Origin of the sequence: Marinilactibacillus piezotolerans, assembly GCF_900114235.1 — a bacterium.
GTDB lineage: Bacteria > Bacillota > Bacilli > Lactobacillales > Carnobacteriaceae_A > Marinilactibacillus > Marinilactibacillus piezotolerans.
In genome coordinates this window covers 17,372-37,716 of the sequence record NZ_FOSJ01000021.1, presented here as the reverse complement: position 1 = coordinate 37,716, position 20,345 = coordinate 17,372, and the positions used below count along the sequence as shown (strand labels likewise).

The window sequence follows — 20,345 nt, the reverse complement described above, 5'->3', positions numbered from 1 at the left end:
ATAATGCCATTTTCCTTTAATTTTGATGTACGTTTCATCCATTTTCCATGAATAAAAGGATTTTTTATTTTTCTTTTTCCAAATTTGATAGAGTAGTTTGCCATATTCTTGCACCCAACGATAAATCGTCGTATGAGAAACGTTAATGCCACGATCATATAAGATTTCTTGAACTTCACGATAGCTAAGGTTATAACGAAGATAGTAGCCCACGGCTACAATAATCACATCCTGCTGAAATTGCTTTCCTTTAAAATGATTCATCGTCATTCCTCCTGCTATCTTTTTCTATTATTCTACCTTATTTGATAGTAGATTTAAAACTTTGCAACAGAACCTTCATACTTATTAATCGATAATATAATAGTTAGTCATAAAAGCTTTTAGTCCATGATTTAAAGACTATTTTTCCAAAAAAGTAGATTAAAAAGAAAAATTCTTCAAGAATTCTAATTAAACAGAATTTTTGAAGAATTTTTTTAATTTATAATACTTTGTCTAAAAAGTCTCTAGTTCGTTCGTTTTCAGGATGGTTAAAAATTTGTTCCGGTGTTCCTATCTCAACAATTTGTCCTTCATCCATAAAGATTATACGGTCAGCCATTTCTCTAGCAAATCCCATTTCATGAGTAACAACAATCATCGTCATTCCTTCTTGGGCTAGTTTCTTCATAGCTCCTAGTACTTCTCCAACCATTTCTGGATCCAGAGCACTTGTTGGTTCATCAAATAACATAATATCAGGATCCATGGCCAAAGCTCTAGCAATGGCTACACGCTGCTTTTGACCTCCAGAAAGTGAGCTTGGGTAAGCATCAGCCTTGTCTTCCATCCCAACACTTTCCAAAAGTTTCATGGCTAACTTTTCGCCTTCACTTTTGGAAATATTCAATAACTGTCTGGGCGCTAAAGTAATATTATCCATAACAGATAAATGTGGGAAAAGGTTAAACTGTTGAAACACCATTCCGATATTTTCTCGAACTTTATTAATATTTTGAGCAGGGTCAGTTAAATCATGATCATCTACAATGACTTTCCCCCCACTAACCTCTTCTAATAAATTCATACAGCGTAAAAACGTACTTTTACCTGAACCGGAAGGACCAATAATTACAACAACTTCTCCTTCTTTTACTTCAAGATCCAAACCTTTCAATACTTCTAAGTTACCAAAACTCTTTTTAAGTTGTTCTGTTTTGAGTTTAATCATTTGTAATGAGTCTCCTTTCAATCAGATTCGAAAGTTTAGTTAATAGAGTTATAATAATCAAGTAAATTAATCCTACAATAATCCACATTGAACCAGACTGATAAGAACGAGCAATAATAATTCGACCTGTTTGGGTTAGCTCTACAATTCCAATCACTGCCAGTATAGATGTATCTTTCAATGTAATCACAAACTGATTAATCAATGAAGGAATCATAATTTTAATTGCTTGAGGGACTACAACTTTGCGCATCGAAAGCCCATACGGCAAGCCTAAACTACGAGCAGCCTCTAACTGACCCTTATCGACAGCTGCAATTCCGCCTCGTACTTGTTCAGCAATATATGCAGTTGTATTCAAACTTAAGGTTATAATACCTGCCGTGAAAGCTGTAATTTGTACTCCTAATAATTGAGGAACCGTAAAGTACATGAAAAATGCTAATACAATCAATGGTATCCCACGTAAAATCGTCACATAGATATTCGCTATAAAATTCAGTACTACACTTGGAGCGGCACTGAACAAACCAATAATCGTTCCCGCAACAAGTGCGATTGCAAAAGATACCAAAGTAAGTACCAAAGTACGACCCAGTCCTTGTAGTAAGTTCTCATAATTATTTTCTATCAACCCGAAAAATCCACTGCTTGTTGTTCCTTGTACATTCTCACCTAAATAGGTTTCTATTATATTATCATAAGTCCCATTTTCTCGAATGTTGACCAAACCTGCATTGAACTTTTCAATTAATTCAGGATTTAGTCCTTTATTAACTGCAAATCCGTATGAGTCTCCTTCTTCCGGCTCAGTCGGTAAGCGTAATGGTAAATCTTGTTGAATGGCATAAGCCATAACGGGATAATCTTCAATAACGGCATCCGAGTGATTTGCCAAAACGTCTTCATACATTCCTGAAGAGTCTTCAAACTGATTAATCTCAAAAGTATATGTTTCTTGAAGCTCACTTGCCAATTCTGCTCCAATTGTTCCAACTTTTACAGCTACTGTTTTCCCTTCAAGATCTTCATAAGAATTAATTTCTTCATTATCTTCACGTACCGCCATGACTGGTCCGGCATCAAAATATGGCTCAGAGAAATCAAACGCTTCTTCACGTTCCGGCGTGATACTCATCGCAGCAATCATTCCGTCTACCTGATTAGACTCTAGAGCTTGTAGTCCTGCACTGAAATTCATTGGTCTTAGTTCAAATTCAAATCCTTGATCTTCAGCAATGGCAGTAAGTATATCAACATCTATCCCCACATACTCTCCATCTTCATTCTCATATTCAAATGGTGCAAAGGTAGCGTCAGTTGCAATAATATACGTCTCTTCTTCTGCATTGACATCTGCGGGAAATAAAAACACATTTAAAACTAGAGTAGCTATGAACAGCAACCCCAATGCTAATTTATTTTTCCTGTAAACCTTCATTATATCCATCCTTTTCTATTTCCAATTTATGACACGGTATCTTTTAAATTATACAGTAATTATAAGGATGAAAACACCATTATCTATTACTCGTTATATTTTCATATGATTATTAATTAAAAATGGATAAATACTTAATTTTATTAAGTATTTAATTTTAAATTATAGAGATTTTTTCTCACTAATAACTACTAGGTTTATCACGACATATTTAAATTTAGTCTAGTATATATTTTACAAACCGTTGCTAATCTTCATGACAAAAAATCTATTTTTTCACAATAAACCGTTTGGAATCCAGAGTACATACTCCATTTCACTTATAGTTTAATGACATATATTAATTTTCTTCACCTATAATTACTCTCGGCTTTTTTAAAACATAAAACAAAAGAAGACTATTGCAAAACGCAATTAGTCTCCCTTGTTTTCAATTGAACTATAAAATAATAATTCCTATTTCTTTTTTTTCTTGCCTATTGATTTAAAAGCACGCTTAAGTACATCAAAAAAACTTAGAGAATGTACCATATGCTTTGGATCAACGTATACTTGTATAGCGCGAAGAACTGTCTTAGGATGCTTTGATGAAAACGTAAACGTTCCAGACCTCTTTGTTTCAATTGCGTAGCGAGGAATCCATCTTCCTTTAAACATAACTGAAGCAATAACATTCTCCACTTCTTCCCATGGAATTTGAATAAATTTACGCGTATCACGACCATTAAAAAATTCAAATCCGTTGTCTCCGATCATAATTTTTCCATAATCAGTTAATCCTGTAAAAGCGGTAGCATCTATTACCAAGTCAACTTTTGTATTAATTGATTCAACCATTCTATCCGCTCCAATTCATTAATTTTATTCTATTATACGTTGATTCAAGTACTTATATCAATAAAAAAAGTGACTGAGAAAAAGACTCAGCCACTTTTTGTATACGAATTAGTGTTGATTCATAGCCTTAAAATCTTTTATAAAAGACCGATCAAGTGTCCACCGATTCCGACTACAAATAAGCCAAGAATAATAATGATCGGGCTGACTTTTTTCTTAAGCAAGTACATACATAGCAATGTTAGAAGTAATGGAGCTAGTCCTGGTATCAATTGATCCAAGTTATCTTGTAAAGTTGTAACTTTTACAGGTGAAAGGGATAAACCAGAGTTTACTTGTTCAATGGCTTGTCGAATTCCTTCAGCTCCTGATGGTAGACTATCCCAATCTATATATGCTCCTTCGTCTAACTGAACCCTGGAAACAACCGGTTGGAAATTAATGGATACCCACCGCTGTACCAAGGAAGCCAATACGAACATACCTAGTATTGATGCCCCTTTTGTAATGTCTTGCAATAAACCACCTGAAAGGTCATCAGTAATTTTAGAGCCTGCTTTGTAACCAAATTCTTGTGTATACCACATGAATCCCCAACGAATAAGATTCCAAGCTACAAAGAAAATGATTGGTCCTAAAATACTTCCACCCATTGCTAATGATGCTCCTAGAGCACCTAACATAGGACGTACAGTAAACCAGAAAACAGGGTCACCGACACCTGCCAAAGGTCCCATCATACCAACTTTAACACCTTGAATTGCAACATCATCTACGGGAGCCCCGTTTGCGCGTTCTTCTTCAAGAGCTAAAGTAACTCCAAGTATTGGTGATGCAATGTATGGGTGAGTGTTGAAGAATTCTAAATGACGTTTTAATGCTAACGAACGATCCTCTTTAGTTGTGTATAATTTTTTGATCGCTGGAATCATTGAATATGCCCAACCGCCATTTTGCATACGCTCATAGTTCCAAGAACCTTGGATAAACGTAGAACGCCATGCTACGGATAAGCGATCTCTTTTAGATAACTGAATTTTTTCTGCTTCCATGTTTTCTCCTCCTTCGGGATTAATAATCGTTTAATATATCTCCTAGTGGGTCACCGGAGTTGCTTCCGCCACCATTTGAAGAACCGCCCATTTTAGAAAGGTTCAAGTAAATTAATGCGATTGCTACACCTAATGCACCAAGAGCAATTAGCGTTAATTCAGTCATTGCGGCTACTACGAAACCAATAATGAAGAATGGCCATACTTCTTTTGTTGCCATCATATTAATAACCAATGCATAACCAACCGCAACGACCATTCCACCACCGATAGCCATACCATCTGTTAACCAAGCTGGCATAGATTCTAGGAAAGATTGAACTGTTGCTGCTGGGATGAATAAAAGTGCTCCTGCTGGAATCGCAATACGAACACCTTGCATAATTACAGCTGCTATATGAAGAAGCTCAATTCTTCTAAAATTACCATCTTCAGCTGCGCTATCCATTAAATGTACAATAGGCACAGCTAATGTACGAACAACCATTGTTAAGAAAAGTCCTGCTACTGCAAGTGGAACTGCAATTGCGATCGCTGCCGGAACTCCGTCAACGCCTTGTCCACCTAATACTAAAATAATTGCTGATGCAACTGATGCTAAAGCAGCATCTGGTGCTACGGCTGCTCCAATGTTTGCCCAACCTAATGCGATCATTTGAAGTGTTCCGCCAAGAATAATACCTGCTGTTAAATTACCTGTTACTAACCCGATTAATGTACATGCTACTAGTGGTTGGTGAAATTGGAATTCATCTAAAATTCCTTCCACACCTGCTAGGAAAGCAACAAGAATTACTAAAATAATTGATATAATAGACATAATAGGCCTCCTAATTAAATTTATTTTATTAGTTTATTATTTACGTGCCAATTCATTTTTTGCTTTTTTCATAATTTCGTTCATATTGCCACGAGCATCATTTGGTACTTTACGTACATCAAATTTGATACCTTTTTCTTTAAGTTTTTCAAAAGCTTCTACATCATTTTGGCCCATAGAAAGCACATTACTTACAACTACTTTACCAACTGAATGAGCAAGTGAGCCAACATTAACTTCTTCAATATCTACGCCGCCTTCAACTACTCTAAGAACATCTTCGGGGTTTTCAAATAATAATAATGCCTTAGTATTCCCGAAACGAGGATCTTTAGATATTTCAATCATTTTATCGATTGGAATAACATTTGCTTTAACTCCTGGTGGTGTAGCTTGTTCGATTAATCTCTTACGAAGATCGTCTTTTGAAACTGCATCGGAAACAACAATAATACGGTTTGGCTGTGTTGTTTTTGTCCATGCCGTTGCTACTTGTCCATGTAACAAACGAGAATCTACACGTGCTAAAACAATTTTAATTTTTCCGTCTCCAACAACTGTATTAGGAGGTAGTTCTCCTTTAGGTTGTCCATCGTCTGCAATTTTAACTCCATTAGCAGATGCAGGTTGTAATTCTTCTGGTCTGACCTTTACACCATCTTTTGCTGTTTCAATAATATGTGCAGCAATTTCTTGAGCAGATGTCATTGACAAGCGAGATGCATAAGCTTCTATTAACATTGGTAAATTCAAACCAGCAACGATTGCCCATTTATCTTTATTCTCTTCAAATAAAGTATTAGCCTGATTAAACGGAGTACCTCCCCATAGATCCACCAAGAATAATACTTCATCTTGATCATCGAATGATGCAATTGCTCTCTTCATTTTTGCTTTGACATCTTCCGGGCCTTCGCTCGGCATCAAGGTAATAGCTTTAACATTCTCTTGCTCTCCGAAAATCATTGCGCCGGATTGCAAGATGCCTTCAGCGAATTCGCCATGGCTTGCTAGTATAATTCCTACCATTTATTTACCTCCTAAATAATTTGTCTCTCGAAAAGATGTAACTACGAGCTTACATCTTTTCAATAGTTCTCCTTTATTTTAGAGCAACCTTCATTGCTCTTAACCACGCCGCCTCCCTTCGCTATTTTTTCTCTCTAAACCTTATATCCTCTAGTTTAGAGGGACAAAACTACATTATTTGTCCGTCACTTACTATATTGCAAATTCCGTGCCAACTTTAGTGTATCGTTATTAAACGTTGTTTTATCAACGTTTAATAAAAATACAATCTAAAAAAGATACACTAAAAAGTGTATCTTTTTTAGATTGTATTTTTATACTTCTCAATTTTAGTGTATTGATCAATATTTTAAACTTAAAAGCTGCTTCTATTATCAACACTGCTACTAAAATAGAAAGCGAATCACACTTTGTTTTTAGACTAATAATCTGATTCATATATCTAAACGGATAGCTTATCTTGAATTTTCTTAAGGCGATCGGGAAAATCTGTAATAATAGCATTGATTCCAACTTTAACTGCTTTTTCTAAATCTAATTTTTCATTGATTGTCCAAGCATTGATTTTCAAATCGTAATTGTCTGCATATTCTATTAATTCTTCATTTAAAGCTAATGCATTAGGATGGATATAATTCATCCCTATCTCTTTAGCTTTTAGGATAATTTGTTTAGTGCACTTTGATATCAACAGTCCAGTCTGAATTGTCGCATTTAATTTTTTAACTCGAATCATATTTTCTTTGTGAAAAGAAGATATGATTACCTGATTTTCCAATCCATACTCTTCAATCATTTTTAATACTTTCTTTTCTAATCCAATATCATTACCGTTAACTGTTTTAAGTTCGATATTGGTAAGAAGGTTTTTATCCTGCACCCATTCAAAGTATTCTTTTAAAGTCGGGATTTTTTGTTCTGCTAACTCTTCCTGACCTTTACTATTAATCGATAAAGATTTAAGCTCCTCTAGAGTATAGTTTGTTAATTGTCCTTTACTACTTGTTAATCGCTCTAAAGTATCATCATGAAAAATAACGACAGTTCCATCATTCGTTAATTGGGCATCTAATTCAATACCGTCGGCCCCCACTTCGAAAGCTTTTTGAAATGCAATCATCGTATTTTCTGGATACTTTCCACTAAATCCTCGGTGGGCCAAATTTAATGTCATAATACTACTTCCTTCCCTTCTAACGATCTATTCAGTCATTATTCTTACATAGTTTTTTTGCTGTTATCCTACAAAAAGAGTGTAGCATAAGAATATAAATTTAATGCATTTTTTACTACTATTTTATTAAGTCTGTATAGTATTTTATTATAAAAACCCCTGAAAGTTAGACTATTTTCCAACTTTCAGAGGCAGTATTTAGAGAGTGTTTTATCTTGCTACTTTATATTTTTTTGAGTTGTATACATTTTAAAGCTGTTAACGCAACGCCTGCAGTTATGGCTGCTGCTGTCACAGCAGGATTTTTTTTCGCTTTTACCATAAGACTTTTTGGTCTGTGCCAGCCTAAGTTGTTGCCACGTTCATACAAATCTTCTTTATGTTCATAGAGATTTCCAGCCTCAGGAGCTGGCGATTTCGTATTCTCATCATAATTAGTAGGGTACGTATTGATTTCCATAATTTTGTCAGTCAGTCTCGGATACACCATACCTACGATTGAGAAGAATTTAGATTGGGTCCCCACATACATATCTCGTTTAGGATGTTCAGCAACATGAAGAATTGCTTCTGCCACACTTTCGGGTGGGTAAACAACCCCTTTATGTGTTGGTTTTTTATTGATGTAACTCGTTGCGTGATCTGTATAAGGAGTATCTACTCTAGCTGGATGAATTTGGGAAAGAACTACTGGTGCGTGTTCTTTTTCCAGCTCCATACGTACAGCATCTGTAAACCCTCTAATGGCATGTTTACTGGCTGAATAAATTGATTGAACCGGAAATGCGCGATTTCCTACAACACTACCCATATTAATAATAGATCCAGGTTCATTCTTTTCTTTATAATGAGCGATGGCTCTACGAGTTCCGTATACAACTCCCCAGAAATTGATATCAAATAATTGGCGCATATCTTTAATTGGAATTTCTGCTGAATATCCATAAATAGACACTGCAGCATTATTCAGCCAAGTATCAAATCCGCCAAATTCTGCAATTGCTTTTTCAGCAATTTTGTCTATGTCTTCTTCTTTAGAAACATCGGCTACAACATAGGCAGACTCTGTTCCTCTAACCTTCAATTCTTTTTCTAATATACTTAAAGCCTCTTCGTTTCTCGAAGCTAACACTAACTTTACACCTTGTTCTGCGGCCATCCTTGCAGTTACCAGACCAATTCCGCTTGTGGCCCCTGTGATAACCATTACTTGGTCCTTTAATTTTTTTAATTTTAATTTCATACTATTCAAAGGCATTCCTGTATCTACTGTTCTTTGCTTCATATTATCTTCCTCCTTTAATGGATGTACGTTCTTATTTCTTAAGATTCATTTTATTGAAAAACAAAGACATTATTCAACTTATAGGGCTTATTTGCAGGAAAACAAAATTTAGTCTAATGTGGTCCATTTCCATCCCGTCACCTCCGGCATATCTTCGCCATGTTTACGGATATAATCATGATGCTTACCCAAGAGTTTATCCATTTCCGCTTCAAAATCCTGTGCTTCAAATCCATATACCATTCTAGCTGCATCTTTTGCTAAACTAAATCTGTCTAATTCGTTTAAAACGCGCATATCAAATGGCGTCGTTACTGCACCATTTTCCCTGTAACCATGAATGGAGATAGGGTGAATCGGTCTGTCAAAGAAAATATCTCTAATTAATCCTTCGTAACTATGATATGCAAATAAAATAGGTTTATCTGGAGTAAAATATGCATCAAATTCACTGTCTGTTAAACCATGAGAATCAATTTTCTGATGACGCAGCTTGAACAAATCAACTACGTTAATAAAACGAATACACATTTCTGGAAAATATTCTTTAAGAATTGTAACAGCTGCTAAAGATTCTAGATTCGGCTCCGTGCCAGCAGCAACCATTATAATATCAGGTTCTTCATCTTGATCTGTACTGGCCCAATCAATTTTTTTCAAGCCTTTTTCTGCCAATTCTTCTGCTTCATCAGCTGAATAGAACTGCGGACGCGGATGTTTACTAGAGACAATCAGATTGATTTTTTGTGTAGAACTTAACACTTTTGACATTACAGCCATCAAAGTATTTGCGTCAGATGGATAATAGGCGCGAATATATTCTGGCTTTTTCTCAGCCAGATGGGTAACTATTCCCGGATCCTGATGGGTATAACCATTGTGGTCCTGCTGGTACACAGAAGAAGATGCGATGATATTCAGTGAGGGATAGTCTTTTCGCCACTCTAACTCATCCGCTTTTCTGATCCATTTAAAATGCTGTGTCAGCATAGAATCCACTATTCTCAAGAAGCCTTCATAACTTACGAAGAAGCCATGACGTCCAGTTAAAACATATCCTTCCAGCCAGCCTTCTGCCTGGTTTTCTGACAACTGAGAATCAATCACTCTTCCTGACGTACCCATTGATGCATCATTTGGCTCATGTGTAGGTTCCATCCATTGACGATCAGTCACTTCCAGCACTGCATTCAACCGGTTTGAATTAAGTTCATCTACACTGAAAATTCGGAAGTGATCTGAATTGTTGACGACAATATCTCGACTATACTTCCCAAACTCTGTCATATCCTGTTTTTTTTCTGCTCCAGGTGTTTCTATTGAAACAGCGTATTCTTTCCAGTTTAGTACATCTAGTGGTTTAGGATTAATTCCGCCATTCGTAATTGGATTAGCAGACATTCTACTTTTACCTTTTGGTGCAATAGATTGAATACTTTCTTTTAATTTCCCATTTTCATCGAATAATTCTTCCGGTCTATAAGACTTCATCCAGTTAACTAAAGCATCACTATGTTCCAAGTTACTTTGTTCAACTGGAATAGGAATTTGGTGAGATCTGAAGGAGTCTTCAATCGGTTTGTTATCCCAGAATTTCGGCCCTGTCCAACCTTTAGGTGTTCGCAGTATAAATACAGGCCAAGTTGGCATTGCAAGTTTGGTTTCCTGATTATCTCTGGCAGACTTTTGAATCATCTGGATCTTTTCAATTGCTTCATCCAGTTTTTCTGCCATTTCCGGATGCAGTTTTCCAGCATCGTCTCCTTCAACAAATATAGGATCCCAGCCTAATCCTTTAAAATACTGAGTCAGTTCTTTATCTGTTTTTCTCGAAAGAATTGTTGGATTCGCGATTTTGTATCCATTTAAACAAAGCATTGGAAGCACTGCACCGTCTTTTCTAGGATTGATAAACACGCTAGAGAACCAAGAAGTTGCCAAAGCTCCCGTTTCCGCTTCACCATCTCCTATCGTTACAGCAGCAATCACTTCTGGATTATCCAGTATTGCGCCTGTAGCATGTGACAAGGCATATCCTAATTCTCCACCTTCATGTATAGATCCCGGTGTTTCTGGTGCTGCATGTGACCCAATTCCACCCGGGAAGGAAAATTGTTTGAACAGCTTCTGCATTCCGTATTCATCTTGAGATATTTCAGGATAGATTTCTGAATAAGTCCCGTCTAAGTAGGCATTTGATACCATAACTTGTCCGCCATGACCGGGACCTTCAATGAAAAACATATTCAAATTATATTTATTGATGACACGATTCAAATGAGCATACACAAAATTCTGTCCCGGGATGGTACCCCAGTGACCAATTGGATTCACTTTAACATCTGATGACTTTAGTTCAGTCTTAAGTAAAGGATTATCTTTTAAGAATAATTGACCAACTGATAAATAATTAGCTGCCCGCCACCAAGCATCTACTTTGTTTAAATAGTCTCTTGATGAAAAATCTTGTAATTTTTCCATGACCATTCTCCTTTTTATTTGTATAGTTTCACTATACTGCTACAAGAAAGCAAGTAACAACTAAAGTGATTTACTAATCTACTTTGAGAGCCAATGTTTATTAAATTATTGTCTGTTAATTCTTCTTAACTAATAAACGACCTTTTAATTAAAACCTTTATGGAATTTTTACTTGCAATGTTTTCTGCCTATTTCATGTGGTATGATAATAGAGGTGAATTTTTAAAGAATGGAAGGAGATAAGATGTCAGTGATTGTATTAGCTGGTATGATTGGAGCGGGTAAGAGCACATATACTACGTTCATTTCAGAAGAATTTAAAAGTAAAGCTTTTTATGAACAGGTGGTAGAAAACCCGATTCTTGAAAATTTTTATGCAGATCCCCAAAGATGGGCCTTTTCATTACAGATTTTCTTTTTGAATACTCGGTTCAGAAGTATTAAACAAGCATTAGTTCATAGACATAATGTACTCGATCGATCAATTTATGAGGATGCTCTTTTTACTAAAATCAATTATGAAGAAGGAAATATGAGCGAAGCGGAAATGATATTATACACAGACCTACTGGATAATATGATGGAAGAATTGCAGGATATTCCTAAAAAAGCCCCTGATTTGCTGATTTACCTAAGAGGTTCTCTTGATACTCATTTAGAAAGAATAAAGAAAAGAGGTCGTCCTTTCGAACAGGTCGAAGGAAATTCCGGATTATTAGATTATTATACAAAGTTGCATAGTCGCTACGATGACTGGTTCAATGCATACGATAAAAGTCCGACATTGGTGATTGATATTGATTCAGTTGACTTGGAACGAGAAGAAGATAGAATAAAGGTAATGAAAGAAATCAAAAACGCTTTAAAGACGCATTCAATTTAACCTTAGTTATATAGGGGGAAGGTATATGGTTAAAACAATCTTCTATTCTGAAGTTTTATATGATAATTGGTCTTTTTATATTGCAGCTACTGAAAATGGATTGGTGTATGTAGGATCTTCTCCACAAACTTTTGATGAGCTTAAAAGTTGGGTGAACAATTTGACTTTTAATACAGATCTGATTAGAGATGATAATAAACTCGCTCGATATATTAGTCAATTCGAAGAATACTTAGCAAACCGGCGAAAAAATTTTACCTTTCCAGTTGAATTGTTCGGAACACCATTCCAAATTGAAGTATGGAAAAAACTATTGACCATCCCTTATGGCGAAACAACGACTTATAGCGAAATTGCTATTGCACTAAATAGAAAGCCAGGACACTCACGAGCAGTCGGTACAGCAATCGGTAAAAATCCATTACAAATCGTTTATCCTTGCCACCGGGTCGGACCAAAAGTCGGAGCTCCTAAAGGGTTTCGCGGGGGCTTACCAATGAAGAAAGCATTACTCTCCCTAGAAGGTATAAAATAAAAAAGAATCCGGCCATCAAAATTCTTTGAAATTTTGATGGCCGGATTCTTTTTTTATTGATACAAGGCGATAAATCCTAATAGGTTATTTAGCATATGATAAACAATACCAGCCTCTACACTTCTAGTTTGTTTCGCAGCATAAGCGAACAGGAAACCCATTCCGATATATGAGAATGCACTAGGAATATCAGTAGGAACATGGATCAATCCAAATAAAACAGAACTGACAATTACAGCTAACCAAGATGCTTCTAAGGAATTATGACGGAACAGAATCAACCCTCGAAATAGCCATTCTTCAGCAATTGGTGCAGCAATAACAACCATCAAAAACATCAGCAATATTGGTGTTGATCCAACAAGCTCTTCTATTCCCTGTTGATTAATAGCCTCTGCTTCACCAAATATGGATGTAAGTATATAATTTCCCAATATATATATAACATATGAGACAGGAATATACCATGAAAGAAATCGCCAATCCTTTTTACTTAAACCGGGTATAACTTTCCATTCATCTTTAGTTAACTGTTTTCGGTTAACCAAAGGGATTTTCCTCCAGATAATCACTATAGTCAAAAATACTAGCCCCATTACTGTTCCAAGTGATGAACCTAAATTAATGACTGGTTCTAAAGCACTCATAAGTTCAGTTTCTGAAGCAAAGTTCTGAATTACATCTCTATTTACTATGATGACATAAAAAGTAAGCAGAAAAGTTACTACTATTTGCATAACTATGGGCGACAATACCCACATCAGAGCTTGCTCTCTCTTCAAAATTTTTCTCAACGGATATCCTTCAAAAACTTTCATATTTAATCTCCAATCTAGTATGTACGTATGTAATCTTTCTCAAGAATACCAAAATGATGATTTAAAAGATAGCATAAATTGTAATAAAAAAGCACCGAAAAAATTTCGATGCTTTTTTTACATGAGTAAATATTAAACAGAATAATTTGGCGCTTCTTTTGTGATATGCACGTCATGCGGGTGAGACTCTCTTAATCCTGCACCTGACATTTGAATAAATTGAGCATTTTCTCTTAGCTCTTTCAAATTGGCAGCTCCAACGTATCCCATTCCCGAACGTAGTCCTCCGGTTAATTGGAAAAGGATATCTTGAACACTCCCTTTATAAGCCACCCGACCTTCAATTCCTTCTGGGACTAATTTATTTGATTCTGTCTTATTATCTTGGAAGTAACGATCACTAGAGCCTTTTTTCATCGCACCAAGACTGCCCATGCCTCGGTAAGTTTTGAAACGACGACCTTGATAAATTTCAAATTCTCCTGGTGATTCATCCGTCCCTGCAAGCATACTTCCAAGCATTACAGCATGACCTCCAGCAGCAAGAGCTTTAGCAATATCTCCTGAATATTTGATTCCGCCATCAGCAATTATAGGTTTGCCATATTCGCGTGCAACTGAGGCTGCATCGTAAATAGCAGTAATCTGTGGAACTCCAACTCCGGCAACTACTCTAGTTGTACAAATCGAGCCCGGACCAATTCCAACTTTCACTACATCTGCCCCTGCTTCAAATAGTGCTCTGGTACCTTCTGAAGTAGCCACATTTCCTGCAACGAGTGTAACAGCTGGAAATGCTTCACGGATTTTTTTCATTTCTCTTAAAACACCTGCACTATGACCATGAGCTGTATCTACAACGATTAGATCAACACCAGCATCGATCAAGGCCCGGGCACGTTCAAATGTATCTTTAGTAATACCTACAGCTGCACCAGCTAGTAAACGTCCATGCTTATCTTTAGCCGCATTCGGGAACTGAGTGATTTTTTCTATATCTTTAATCGTAATTAAACCGCTCAACCATCCATTAGCATCAACTAAAGGCAATTTCTCTATTTTATGTTCTTTAAGTAGAAGTTCCGCTTCTTCTAGAGACGTTCCTACAGGAGCTGTAACAAGATTTTCTTTTGTCATTACATCCTGTATCTGTCCAGACATATCCGTAATGAATCTCATATCCCGATTTGTTAAGATACCAACGAATTTTCTATTTTCCATCGTTTCTACAATCGGTACTCCACTAATACGATACTTAGACATTAACGCTTCCGCTTCGGATACCAAATTTTCTGGAGTTAAAAAAAATGGATCAATAATTACACCGGATTCAGATCGTTTAACTTTACGCACTTCATCAGCTTGCTGTTCGATCGTCATGTTTTTATGAATTACACCAAGGCCTCCCTGGCGCGCCATTCCAATAGCCATTCCAGAAGCGGTTACAGTATCCATACTCGCACTTAGTATTGGTAGATTTAATTTCACAGATTCTGAAAGTTCTACTTGCAAGTCAACTTCATTTGGCAAAACATGGCTTTCTGCCGGTAACAGTAATACATCATCAAACGTATATCCTTTTTTATTGAATTTTGTTTCCCAATTGCCCATTTTTTCTCCTCCATTTTGTGATTACAGCTGATGCTGCCGTAATTTTTAATTATAAAATTACCACCCATATCTAACAACGTCAATACTAGGATTCGTCTTGTAAGAACTTTCTCATAAAGCAGAACTAAAAAACTATTGATAACGCTTAATTACCGAATAATACGTCTGAAAAAAATACAATTGTAAAGATTTTACCTCGCATTACTTAGGCTGACTGCACTATGATTTTATAAAAAACCTCTAAAGACTAATCGTCTCTAGAGGTTTTAAGAAATAATTTAAAATAAGGTTCCTTGAATACTCAATCTGCGTTTCAAGTAAATTTTTGCTCCAATTGCTACGACACCGATGATAACAGATATAGTTGGTGATAACACAGGATTTATACTGCTTGGAAAAGCACCTAAAGTCATTAACAAAACAAATCCTATCATAACTCCAGAGGTAGCTAGAATATATTTCAAAAATCCACCCTTTTGCCCTGGAACAGGTGCATATTTTGCAATGACCATTAAAGCCAGACCACCAATGGCAAATGCAAGAAAAGCCATAAACAATCTCATTGTAGCAGCTTGATCTGTAAATAAGCTGATTAATCCAGTAATTCCTGTATAAGCTCCCCCGGCTGTCAAGGCACCATCCAGATAGATTTTCCAAGTTTCTGAACGTACAGTTTCTCCTTGTTCACCAGCAGTTTGATTCTCTGTCAGATAGTTTGCTTGATCTGTGACAGTTCCATAGATGCGACGAGCTGTTAGATGCTGACTTTGTTGTTTGATGATATTTTTCAACATATCATTATAAATGATTGTCTTCCGTTCTTCTGGTACGCCGTGATCATCTAAGCTGCGATTCAGCTTAACCATATACTCTCGATTTTTATTCGTCAACTGTTCATATAATTTCGTATTTTCTTCTTTTTTCGCTAAAAGTTCCGCTGCTTTGTCAGGTTGCTCAGGAGCTTCTTTATTATTTTTATTGAACAAACGATTTTTCTCCTTTCTGATATAAATTTTTATACATTGAATCTGAACAAAATGACATCGCCATCTTGCACCACATATTCTTTTCCTTCTGAACGTAATTTCCCAGCTTCTCTTGCTGCTTTTTCACTGCCTAATGCATCATAATCTGCATAAGCAATCGTTTCTGCTCGAATAAAACCATGTTCAAAGTCACTGTGAATAACACCGGCAGTTTGAGGAGCTTTCATCCCTTTGCGGAATGTCCAGGCACGAACTTCTTTTTCGCCCGCAGTGAAGAATGTCGCTAAACCTAATAGATCGTATGAAGAACGAATCAATTTATCTAATCCGGGTTCTTCCACACCTAGATCTTCTAAAAACATAGCTTTTTCTTCATCATCTAGTTCTGCAATTTCTTCTTCGATCGCTGCAGAAATTGTTACAACCTCCGCACCCTCTTCGTCTGCTATACTTCTAACGACTTCTAAGTGTTTATTACCTTCTGCATTTGCAATATCTTCTTCTGCGACATTAGCTACATACAGTACAGGCTTGCTTGTTAATAAGAATAATGACTTGACGATTGGTAGTTCTTCCGGTGTGAAATCAAGCATTCTAACTGGTTTGCCTTCTTCCAGAACAGGTTTGATTTTGTCAAGAACTGTAAGCATTTCAAGAGCATCTTTATCTTTTGACTTAGCTTGCTTTTTCACACGGTCATAACGTTTTTCTACAGAATCCAAGTCTGCAAGTGCTAACTCTAAATTGATTGTTTCAATATCATCCGCTGGACTAACCGCTCCTGAAACATGTGTAATATTTTCATCATCAAAACATCGAACAACATGACAAATCGCATCCACTTCGCGAATATTTGCCAAGAATTTGTTCCCTAAGCCTTCTCCTTTGCTCGCACCCTTTACAATTCCTGCGATATCTGTGAATTCAAAAGTAGTAGGAACAACTTTCTGTGGTTTAACGAGTTCTGCTAATCTTTCAAGTCTTTTATCTGGTACTTCTACGATTCCTACGTTTGGATCAATGGTTGCAAACGGATAATTCGCTGCTTCTGCACCAGCTTTTGTTATGGCATTAAATAACGTTGATTTCCCTACATTTGGTAAACCGACGATTCCTGCTGTTAAAGGCATTTTCAGTATTCACCTTTCCTTGCTTTCATGATTTTAAAATAATTTGAATGAAATAGTGCTGACGTCTTTTAAATACCTGACTAACCTATTTCGTCTGCTTTTTTGAGTACTTTTTTCATTTTTCTCTCGAACTCTCTTCGAGGCATGAGGACTAACTGGCCACATCCGACGCATTTAATCCGAATATCAGCACCCAGTCGAATGATTTCCCAACGGTTCACTCCACAGGGATGTTTTTTCTTCATCTCAACTACATCATGCAGTTCATATGACTTCTCCACAATCCTCACTCCCTACTTTTATTCAAATTCGATATCCAAATCTTCTAAAATACGATTCAAATCATCTTGAGAAACGTATTCGATTTCGATTTTTCCTTTTTTACCTTTTTCTCGAATCACAACACTTGTTCCAAATTTATCTGTTAACAGCTCTTCAGAGCGACGGATATAAATTGATTTATCTGCATCAACTTGCTTTTTCTTTTCTATTTTCGGCTTCTGATTTGCTTCTGCGACTAGATGTTCTAACTGCCTTACAGTTAGTCCTTCTTTTACCGTCCGTCTAGCAAATTTAGTCAGTTTTTTCTTATCTTTTAGACCAAGTAGTGTTCTAGCCTGACCGTTTGAAAGTTTATTTTCTTGGAGCAGATTTTTAACTTCTGTGGGCAAAGTTAGTAGTCGTAAGTGGTTTGCAATATAAGAACGACTTTTCCCTAGTTTTTCTGCAACCTTTTCTTGAGTCATGGAAAGTTTTTCCATCATCATATTATAAGCTTCTGCTTCTTCTAGCGAAGTTAAGTCTTCACGCTGTAAGTTTTCTAAAATAGCAACCTGCATCATGACTTCTTCATTCAATTCTCTTATGATTGCTGGGATTGTTTCTTTTTCAGCAATTTTAGACGCTCTAAAGCGACGTTCTCCAGCTATAATTTCGTACCCTTTGACTGAAGACTGGCGCAATATAATTGGCTGCAATACCCCAGATACGCTGATTGATTTTGCCAATTCATTCAGTGCACTTTCGTCAAAATGTCTTCTTGGCTGATAAGGATTGGGACGTATCTCTTCAAGAGAGATCAATTCTACACGTTCATCGTCCCCACTAACTTCATTTTCAAAATCAGGCACATCAAACAACGCATCAATGCCTCGCCCTAAGCCTTTCTTTTTATTTACCATTCAGCATCACTTCCTTCGCTAACTCTTGGTAAACCTCTGCACCTTTTGAGCGCAGATCGTAATCAATGATCGACAAGCCATAACTCGGCGCTTCTGACAAACGAATATTTCTGGGAATAATGGTCGTATAAACTTTTTCACGGAAGTATTTTTTTACTTCATTAACAACTTCAAAACCTAGATTGGTTCTAGCATCGAGCATCGTCAATAAAACGCCTTCTACTTTCAGTTCTTTGTTGAAATGTTTCTGGACTAATCGAACAGTATTGAGCAGCTGGCTTAATCCTTCTAATGCATAATATTCACATTGTACCGGAATCAAGACTGAATCACTGGCAGTAAACGCATTGATCGTCAAATGACCTAGTGAAGGTGGACAATCTATAAAAACGTAATCATAAATATCGTCCAGTGTCTCGATCGCACTTTTCAATCTAGTTTCTCTCGCCATCAGACTTGTCAATTCTACTTCGGCTCCTGCTAATTGTATAGTCGCGGGTACAATTGACAAGTTTTCTCTGCTTGTTGGTAAAATGACGTCTTCCAATGGTACTTCGTTGATCAATACATCATAAATGTCTTTATCCACTTCACCTTTACGAATGCCTAATCCACTTGTAGCATTCCCTTGAGCATCCATATCTATCAACAATATTCTTTTCCCTGCATATGCAAGTGATGCTCCCAAATTAACGGTTGTAGTCGTTTTACCTACACCACCTTTTTGGTTCGCAACGGCAATGATCTGAGCCATGTGAATCCTCCCGATTCTTTATATATTATATAGGTTGTTTATTTGGTGTTCCTGGTTTTCTTGGATACTTATTGGGTGTTTCTTTCTTTTTATCAATCAGAATAATGTGTCTTTCTCCTGCTCCTTTAGGCAATTCAAAAGAAAAGTCTTTTCTGAATTTACCGCCTAAAGTAGTAATTGCTTTATTGGCAGCTTTCATTTCTTCAGGTGCGTGCGCAGCTTTCATAGCAATAAAGACGCCATCTTTTTTCAAAAGGGGCAAGCATAATTCAGCCAGCACACTCATTCGCGCTACCGCTCTAGCAGTTACGAAATCATAGGTTGCTCTATACAACTTGTTCTGTCCAAACGTCTCTGCCCTATCATGACAAAGCGTGACACCGGATAGATTAAGCTTATCAACAATAATTTCTAAAAAACCGATTCTTTTTTTCAGTGAATCAACAATTGTAACCTCAAGTTCAGGGTAAAGTATTTTCAGGGGGATACTGGGAAAACCAGCACCTGAGCCTACATCGCATAAGCTGTGGACCCCTTTACTAAAATCTACATATAACCCTGCAGTTAAAGAATCGTAAAAGTGTTTCAAGTAAACTTCTTCTCGTTCAGTTATTGCAGTTAAATTAATTTTTTGATTCCATTCTTGTAGTAATTCTAAATAAAGTTTATATTGAGTCATCTTATCGTCAGTAATCGGTAGACCAAGACGTTCTAACTCGGCTTTAAATTCCTCTGGATTCATAACCAAAAACTCCTTTTATTTCAACTCGTGAAACAGCTTTTGTTTCACAAAGTCACTCTCTTCACTTTATACTAAATCACCTATAAATACAATGCTTTATGAGCAATTGTTTCATGAAATTAATAAAAAATATAAGACTATTTCTCAAATAAGATTCCTCTTCTACAAGCTTACGAAATTAATAGAAAAAAACCATTTAGCATAATCATGCTAAATGGTTTTTTCTATTATACATATATGACTAGGTTGGGCCAGTCCCAATCAGCCAGATACCTGTAGTCGAATAATCTCCTGCATAAGCAGCTGGTGTTGAAGACACTTGTACTGCAAACATCAACGCCAATGTGATTAAAGCAATTTTCTTTTTCAACTA

General features: G+C 36.5%; 21 protein-coding genes. 2 read left to right on the top strand and 19 right to left on the bottom strand.

What is annotated here, in order from left to right; translation table 11 throughout:
• The 10 genes from BM212_RS06695 to BM212_RS06650 all read right to left on the bottom strand — a co-directional run.
• The coding region (locus tag BM212_RS06695) for an IS6 family transposase (RefSeq protein ID WP_143466252.1) at positions 1–264 on the bottom strand (264 nt) is incomplete at its 3' end.
• A 220-nt stretch (positions 265–484) separates the two neighbouring features.
• Entirely contained in the window at positions 485–1,213 is a 729-nt protein-coding gene (locus tag BM212_RS06690) for an amino acid ABC transporter ATP-binding protein (protein WP_072693815.1), read from the bottom strand.
• Entirely contained in the window at positions 1,206–2,654 is a 1,449-nt protein-coding gene (locus tag BM212_RS06685) for an amino acid ABC transporter substrate-binding protein/permease (protein ID WP_091897497.1), read from the bottom strand. The genes BM212_RS06690 and BM212_RS06685 overlap by 8 nt, the downstream gene beginning before the upstream one ends.
• Positions 2,655–3,110: 456 nt before the next feature.
• Entirely contained in the window at positions 3,111–3,491 is a 381-nt protein-coding gene (locus BM212_RS06680) for a DUF956 family protein (RefSeq protein ID WP_072693813.1), read from the bottom strand.
• 137 nt (positions 3,492–3,628) lie between these two features.
• Complete coding sequence (locus BM212_RS06675) at positions 3,629–4,543, bottom strand: PTS system mannose/fructose/sorbose family transporter subunit IID (protein WP_091897494.1); 915 nt, start codon at positions 4,541–4,543, stop codon at positions 3,629–3,631.
• A gap of 19 nt (positions 4,544–4,562) precedes the next feature.
• Complete coding sequence (locus BM212_RS06670) at positions 4,563–5,363, bottom strand: PTS mannose/fructose/sorbose transporter subunit IIC (protein ID WP_091897491.1); 801 nt, start codon at positions 5,361–5,363, stop codon at positions 4,563–4,565.
• Between the two features lie 36 nt (positions 5,364–5,399).
• Positions 5,400–6,392, bottom strand: coding sequence for a mannose/fructose/sorbose PTS transporter subunit IIA (locus BM212_RS06665; RefSeq protein ID WP_091897488.1), 993 nt, complete (start codon positions 6,390–6,392; stop codon positions 5,400–5,402).
• A gap of 442 nt (positions 6,393–6,834) precedes the next feature.
• Positions 6,835–7,566, bottom strand: a complete 732-nt coding sequence (locus BM212_RS06660) for a glycerophosphodiester phosphodiesterase (protein ID WP_091897485.1) — start codon at positions 7,564–7,566, stop codon at positions 6,835–6,837.
• A gap of 223 nt (positions 7,567–7,789) precedes the next feature.
• Positions 7,790–8,851, bottom strand: a complete 1,062-nt coding sequence (locus tag BM212_RS06655) for an SDR family oxidoreductase (protein WP_218149694.1) — start codon at positions 8,849–8,851, stop codon at positions 7,790–7,792.
• 108 nt (positions 8,852–8,959) lie between these two features.
• The gene (locus tag BM212_RS06650; RefSeq protein ID WP_091897481.1) at positions 8,960–11,332 is read right to left on the bottom strand and encodes a phosphoketolase family protein; all 2,373 of its coding nucleotides are present in this window, start codon (positions 11,330–11,332) and stop codon (positions 8,960–8,962) included.
• A 229-nt stretch (positions 11,333–11,561) separates the two neighbouring features.
• On the opposite strand from BM212_RS06650, the gene BM212_RS06645 reads away from it, so the two are divergent.
• On the top strand, positions 11,562–12,215 hold the full coding sequence (locus tag BM212_RS06645) for a deoxynucleoside kinase (RefSeq protein WP_072693805.1): 654 nt from the start codon (positions 11,562–11,564) through the stop codon (positions 12,213–12,215).
• Between the two features lie 25 nt (positions 12,216–12,240).
• Entirely contained in the window at positions 12,241–12,750 is a 510-nt protein-coding gene (locus BM212_RS06640; RefSeq protein WP_072693804.1) for a methylated-DNA--[protein]-cysteine S-methyltransferase, read from the top strand.
• Positions 12,751–12,803: 53 nt separating this feature from the next.
• Here the strand turns inward: BM212_RS06640 and BM212_RS06635 are convergent, their stop codons facing one another.
• From BM212_RS06635 to BM212_RS12915, 9 genes are all read right to left on the bottom strand, one after another.
• A complete protein-coding gene (locus BM212_RS06635) occupies positions 12,804–13,568 on the bottom strand; it encodes a CPBP family intramembrane glutamic endopeptidase (protein ID WP_087057438.1) in 765 nt (254 codons plus the stop codon).
• Between the two features lie 132 nt (positions 13,569–13,700).
• Positions 13,701–15,179, bottom strand: coding sequence for an IMP dehydrogenase (gene guaB / locus BM212_RS06630; protein ID WP_091897479.1), 1,479 nt, complete (start codon positions 15,177–15,179; stop codon positions 13,701–13,703).
• 278 nt (positions 15,180–15,457) lie between these two features.
• Positions 15,458–16,165: a DUF1129 domain-containing protein gene (locus tag BM212_RS06625; RefSeq protein WP_091897476.1), complete on the bottom strand. Its 708-nt coding sequence runs from the start codon at positions 16,163–16,165 to the stop codon at positions 15,458–15,460.
• A 29-nt stretch (positions 16,166–16,194) separates the two neighbouring features.
• Positions 16,195–17,295 carry a redox-regulated ATPase YchF gene (gene ychF, locus BM212_RS06620; RefSeq protein WP_091897474.1) on the bottom strand — a complete coding sequence of 367 codons (1,101 nt, stop codon included), beginning with the start codon at positions 17,293–17,295 and terminating at the stop codon, positions 16,195–16,197.
• An 80-nt stretch (positions 17,296–17,375) separates the two neighbouring features.
• Complete coding sequence (locus BM212_RS06615; protein WP_072693799.1) at positions 17,376–17,576, bottom strand: DUF951 domain-containing protein; 201 nt, start codon at positions 17,574–17,576, stop codon at positions 17,376–17,378.
• Positions 17,577–17,594: 18 nt separating this feature from the next.
• Positions 17,595–18,476 (bottom strand): ParB/RepB/Spo0J family partition protein, encoded by an 882-nt coding sequence (locus BM212_RS06610; RefSeq protein ID WP_072693798.1) that lies wholly within the window; start codon positions 18,474–18,476, stop codon positions 17,595–17,597.
• Complete coding sequence (locus tag BM212_RS06605) at positions 18,466–19,230, bottom strand: ParA family protein (protein WP_072693797.1); 765 nt, start codon at positions 19,228–19,230, stop codon at positions 18,466–18,468. Before BM212_RS06605 ends, BM212_RS06610 begins: the two co-directional genes overlap by 11 nt.
• 25 nt (positions 19,231–19,255) lie before the next feature.
• Complete coding sequence (rsmG, locus tag BM212_RS06600; protein ID WP_091897471.1) at positions 19,256–19,972, bottom strand: 16S rRNA (guanine(527)-N(7))-methyltransferase RsmG; 717 nt, start codon at positions 19,970–19,972, stop codon at positions 19,256–19,258.
• A 241-nt stretch (positions 19,973–20,213) separates the two neighbouring features.
• Entirely contained in the window at positions 20,214–20,342 is a 129-nt protein-coding gene (locus BM212_RS12915) for a hypothetical protein (RefSeq protein WP_281244385.1), read from the bottom strand.
• Positions 20,343–20,345 lie beyond the last annotated feature (3 nt).

Excerpts from the sequence above, each read along its gene's own strand:
- BM212_RS06690 (WP_072693815.1), bottom strand. The coding sequence starts at position 1,213 with ATGATTAAACTCAAAACAGAACAACTTAAAAAGAGTTTTGGTAACTTA.
- BM212_RS06685 (WP_091897497.1), bottom strand. The coding sequence starts at position 2,654 with ATGAAGGTTTACAGGAAAAATAAATTAGCATTGGGGTTGCTGTTCATA.
- BM212_RS06680 (WP_072693813.1), bottom strand. The coding sequence starts at position 3,491 with ATGGTTGAATCAATTAATACAAAAGTTGACTTGGTAATAGATGCTACC.
- BM212_RS06675 (WP_091897494.1), bottom strand. The coding sequence starts at position 4,543 with ATGGAAGCAGAAAAAATTCAGTTATCTAAAAGAGATCGCTTATCCGTA.
- BM212_RS06670 (WP_091897491.1), bottom strand. The coding sequence starts at position 5,363 with ATGTCTATTATATCAATTATTTTAGTAATTCTTGTTGCTTTCCTAGCA.
- BM212_RS06665 (WP_091897488.1), bottom strand. The coding sequence starts at position 6,392 with ATGGTAGGAATTATACTAGCAAGCCATGGCGAATTCGCTGAAGGCATC.
- BM212_RS06660 (WP_091897485.1), bottom strand. The coding sequence starts at position 7,566 with ATGACATTAAATTTGGCCCACCGAGGATTTAGTGGAAAGTATCCAGAA.
- BM212_RS06655 (WP_218149694.1), bottom strand. The coding sequence starts at position 8,851 with ATGAAGCAAAGAACAGTAGATACAGGAATGCCTTTGAATAGTATGAAA.
- BM212_RS06650 (WP_091897481.1), bottom strand. The coding sequence starts at position 11,332 with ATGGAAAAATTACAAGATTTTTCATCAAGAGACTATTTAAACAAAGTA.
- BM212_RS06645 (WP_072693805.1), top strand. The coding sequence starts at position 11,562 with ATGGAAGGAGATAAGATGTCAGTGATTGTATTAGCTGGTATGATTGGA.
- BM212_RS06640 (WP_072693804.1), top strand. The coding sequence starts at position 12,241 with ATGGTTAAAACAATCTTCTATTCTGAAGTTTTATATGATAATTGGTCT.
- BM212_RS06635 (WP_087057438.1), bottom strand. The coding sequence starts at position 13,568 with ATGAAAGTTTTTGAAGGATATCCGTTGAGAAAAATTTTGAAGAGAGAG.
- guaB (WP_091897479.1), bottom strand. The coding sequence starts at position 15,179 with ATGGGCAATTGGGAAACAAAATTCAATAAAAAAGGATATACGTTTGAT.
- ychF (WP_091897474.1), bottom strand. The coding sequence starts at position 17,295 with ATGCCTTTAACAGCAGGAATCGTCGGTTTACCAAATGTAGGGAAATCA.
- BM212_RS06610 (WP_072693798.1), bottom strand. The coding sequence starts at position 18,476 with ATGGTAAATAAAAAGAAAGGCTTAGGGCGAGGCATTGATGCGTTGTTT.
- BM212_RS06605 (WP_072693797.1), bottom strand. The coding sequence starts at position 19,230 with ATGGCTCAGATCATTGCCGTTGCGAACCAAAAAGGTGGTGTAGGTAAA.
- rsmG (WP_091897471.1), bottom strand. The coding sequence starts at position 19,972 with ATGAATCCAGAGGAATTTAAAGCCGAGTTAGAACGTCTTGGTCTACCG.